The 1,030-nt window shown below is 36.2% G+C and carries 1 protein-coding gene; it reads left to right on the top strand.

Annotation, left to right across the window (positions count from 1 at the left end; translation table 11 throughout):
- Positions 1-1,030, top strand: a protein-coding gene (locus R5R67_RS19435; RefSeq protein WP_318755206.1) for an IS4-like element ISAba1 family transposase whose coding sequence is annotated in 2 segments (ribosomal slippage) — positions 1-512 and positions 512-1,030 — 1,031 coding nt annotated over the 2 segments. Because the reading frame shifts where the segments join, the coding sequence is not laid out codon by codon here. This gene is flagged as partial in the annotation.

The raw sequence follows: 1,030 nt of genomic DNA, 5'->3' as shown, positions 1-1,030 counted from the left end.
TCTAAACAAATATCTAAAATGGAACAAGTCACATTTAAAGTGCTTTGCGCTCATCATGCTTGTGATTATTTTAAAGCAAACATGTAATCTTTCTTCTGCATCTAAAGCCTTGCCCATCAAGTGCTTACCACAATCATTTTATCGACGTATGCAGCGCTTCTTTGCAGGTCAGTATTTTGATTATCGTCAAATTTCTCAGTTGATTTTCAATATGTTTTCATTCGACCAAGTGCAACTGACTTTAGATAGAACCAATTGGAAATGGGGAAAACGAAATATTAATATCCTGATGCTCGCAATCGTTTATCGTGGAATAGCGATACCTATCCTTTGGACATTGCTTAATAAACGTGGAAATTCAGATACGAAAGAGCGTATTGCTTTGATTCAACGCTTTATAGCCATTTTTGGTAAAGACCGTATTGTGAATGTGTTCGCAGACAGAGAGTTTATCGGTGAGCAGTGGTTTACATGGTTAATTGAACAAGACATCAACTTCTGCATTCGTGTTAAAAAAACTTCATTGTCACCAATCATTTAGGAAAGAATCATAAAATTAGTGATTTATTTCGCCATCTTAAAGTTGGTCAAATTGAATGTCGTAAACGACGGATTTTGGTTGGTCGGGTGAAACTATATATAAGTGCACTACAGTTAGAAAATGGAGAGCTTTTACTCGTCGTTTCTCCTCAGTTTAATGCCAATGCTATTCAGGATTATGCATTACGCTGGGAAATTGAAACCTTATTCAGTTGTCTCAAAGGACGCGGGTTTAATCTTGAAAATACGCGCTTGACAGACCCTAGACGAGTGAAAAAATTGATTGCGGTGTTAGCTATAAGCTTCTGTTGGTGTTACTTAACGGGTGAATGGCAACATGATCAAAAAAAAGCGATAAAAATAAAGAAGCATGGACGACTCTCAATGAGTTTATTTCGCTATGGTTTAGACTATGTTCAAATGGCGATTCAGCGTTTAATTGGTTTTGGGAAAAAAGAAGAGTTTAAGGAAATTTTGGCAATTTTAAGAA

Source organism: Acinetobacter sp. OYA S30 (assembly GCF_033599315.1).
GTDB lineage: Bacteria > Pseudomonadota > Gammaproteobacteria > Pseudomonadales > Moraxellaceae > Acinetobacter > Acinetobacter baumannii.
This window is presented reverse-complemented; position numbering and strand designations above follow the sequence as displayed.